General features: G+C 54.2%; 2 rRNA genes. Both read right to left on the reverse strand.

The features are described from left to right. Positions 1 to 6: 6 nt before the first annotated feature. A 5S ribosomal RNA gene (gene rrf, locus FEU76_RS18460) occupies positions 7 to 122 on the reverse strand. A 154-nt stretch (positions 123 to 276) separates the two neighbouring features. Continuing rightward, positions 277 to 3170: ribosomal RNA gene (locus FEU76_RS18465) — 23S ribosomal RNA — on the reverse strand. Positions 3171 to 3259: the final 89 nt, after the last annotated feature.

Raw genomic sequence — 3259 nt, forward strand, 5'->3', positions numbered from 1 at the left:
ATAAGTGCCTGACGATGACCTACTCTCACATGGGGAGACCCCACACTACCATCGGCGCTAAGCGGTTTCACTTCTGAGTTCGGCATGGGATCAGGTGGTTCACGCGTGCTATGGTCGTCAGGCGTAACAGGTAATGCATATCATGCTGAGGTGTTTTTGATGTGTATTGTTTGCGTCTCTTGTCAGCAAGCCCTTGGGCTCACTGCAGCGTATCCGGTGTTGCGAGTGCGTTCACACTCCTTCGTTATCATCACGACCAGACCCCTTGGGTGTTATAGGGTCAAGCCTCACGGGCCATTAGTACACGTTAGCTCAACGCCTTGCAGCGCTTCCACACCGTGCCTATCAACCAGCTGGTCTCGCTGGGCCCTTCAGGAGGCTCTAGGCCTCAGGGATGTCTCATCTTGAAGGGGGCTTCCCGCTTAGATGCTTTCAGCGGTTATCCCGTCCGACCATAGCTACCCGGCAATGCCACTGGCGTGACAACCGGAACACCAGAGGGTCGTCCACTCCGGTCCTCTCGTACTAGGAGCAGCTCTTCTCAAACATCCAACGCCCACGGCAGATAGGGACCGAACTGTCTCACGACGTTCTAAACCCAGCTCGCGTACCACTTTAAATGGCGAACAGCCATACCCTTGGGACCGACTTCAGCCCCAGGATGTGATGAGCCGACATCGAGGTGCCAAACACCGCCGTCGATGTGAACTCTTGGGCGGTATCAGCCTGTTATCCCCGGAGTACCTTTTATCCGTTGAGCGATGGCCCTTCCATACAGAACCACCGGATCACTAGAACCTGCTTTCGCACCTGCTCGACGTGTCTGTCTCGCAGTCAAGCACCCTTATGCTCTTGCACTCATTGCACGATGTCCGACCGTGCTGAGGGTACCTTCGTGCTCCTCCGTTACGCTTTGGGAGGAGACCGCCCCAGTCAAACTACCCACCACACACTGTCCTCGATCCGGATCACGGACCTGAGTGAGAACGCCAATGATGCCAGGCTGGTATTTCAAGGTTGGCTCCCCTCGAACTGGCGTCCGAGGTTCAAAGCCTCCCAGCTATCCTACACAGGCAACATCAGCGTCCAGTGTGAAGCTATAGTAAAGGTTCACGGGGTCTTTCCGTCTAGCCGCGGGTACACCGCATCTTCACGGCGATTTCAATTTCACTGAGTCTCGGGTGGAGACAGCGTGGCCATCATTACGCCATTCGTGCAGGTCGGAACTTACCCGACAAGGAATTTCGCTACCTTAGGACCGTTATAGTTACGGCCGCCGTTTACCGGGGCTTCGATCAAGAGCTTCGGACGAATCCTAACACCATCACTTAACCTTCCGGCACCGGGCAGGCGTCACACCCTATACGTCCTCTTGCGAGTTGGCAGAGTGCTGTGTTTTTACTAAACAGTTGCAGCCACCTGGTATCTTCGACCGGTTCGGGCTTGGAGAGCAAGTCTCGTCACCCTACGCCGGCGTGCCTTCTCCCGAAGTTACGGCACCATTTTGCCTAGTTCCTTCACCCGAGTTCTCTCAAGCGCCTTGGGATTCTCACCCTGACCACCTGTGTCGGTTTGGGGTACGGTCGCACATGATCTGAAGCTTAGAGGCTTTTCCTGGAAGCGTGGCATCAATGACTTCGACACCGTAGTGTCTTCGTTTCGTGTCTCGGCCTTGGAGGGTCCCGGATTTACCTGAGACCCAAGCCTACTCACTTTCACCAGGACAACCAACGCCTGGCTCACCTAGCCTTCTCCGTCCCCCCATCGCAATCATGTCCGGTACGGGAATATTGACCCGTTTCCCATCGACTACGCCTTTCGGCCTCGCCTTAGGGGCCGACTCACTCTGCTCCGATTAGCGTCGAACAGAAACCCTTGGTCTTCCGGCGAGGGAGTTTTTCACTCCCTTTATCGTTACTCATGTCAGCATTCGCACTCGTGATACCTCCAGCATGCTTCTCAACACACCTTCATCGGCTTACACGACGCTCCTCTACCGCTCATCCGTAAGGATGAACCCGTAGCTTCGGTACCTGGTTTAGCCCCGTTACATCTTCCGCGCAGGCCGACTCGACTAGTGAGCTATTACGCTTTCTTTAAAGGATGGCTGCTTCTAAGCCAACCTCCTAGCTGTCTGAGCCTTCCCACATCGTTTCCCACTTAACCAGGATTTGGGGACCTTAGCTGACGGTCTGGGTTGTTTCCCTTTTCACGACGGACGTTAGCACCCGCCGTGTGTCTCCCACGCTTGCACTCACCGGTATTCGGAGTTTGCCTCGGGTTGGTAAGTCGGGATGACCCCCTAGCCGAAACAGTGCTCTACCCCCGGCGGTGATACGTGAGGCGCTACCTAAATAGCTTTCGAGGAGAACCAGCTATCTCCGAGCTTGATTAGCCTTTCACTCCGATCCACAAGTCATCCAAATCTTTTTCAACAGATCCTGGTTCGGGCCTCCAGTTGATGTTACTCAACCTTCACCCTGCTCATGGATAGATCGCTCGGTTTCGGGTCTATATCCAGCGACTGTGTCGCCCAGTTAAGACTCGGTTTCCCTACGGCTCCCCTATACGGTTAACCTCGCCACTGAATATAAGTCGCTGACCCATTATACAAAAGGTACGCAGTCACAGAACAAGTCTGCTCCTACTGCTTGTACGCACACGGTTTCAGGATCTATTTCACTCCCCTCTCCGGGGTTCTTTTCGCCTTTCCCTCACGGTACTGGTTCACTATCGGTCAGCCAGGAGTATTTAGCCTTGGAGGATGGTCCCCCCGTCTTCAGTCAAGGTTTCTCGTGCCCCGACCTACTCGATTTCACGTGATCAGATTTTCGACTACGGGGCTATCACCCGCTATGGCCAGACTTCCCAATCTGTTCGTCTAATCCGTCACACGCTTAAGGGCTGGTCCCCGTTCGCTCGCCGCTACTAGGGGAATCTCGGTTGATTTCTTTTCCTCAGGGTACTTAGATGTTTCAGTTCCCCTGGTTCGCCTCTTACGCCTATGTATTCAGCGCAAGATACTCATCTTGTGATGAGTGGGTTTCCCCATTCAGAGATGTCCGGGTCACAGGTCGTTTGCCACCTCACCGAACCTTATCGCAGGCTACCACGTCTTTCATCGCCTCTGGCTGCCTAGGCATCCACCGTGTGCGCTTCATTGCTTGACCCTATAACCCGAAGGAGTCTGGGGTTCGCAATGATAACGATTGCCGGATACGCTTGAGACGTATCACAATACAATTTACGTAGAAACGTG

The organism is Halomonas sp. C22 (assembly GCF_007655045.1).
Taxonomy (GTDB): Bacteria; Pseudomonadota; Gammaproteobacteria; order Pseudomonadales; family Halomonadaceae; genus Vreelandella; species Vreelandella hamiltonii.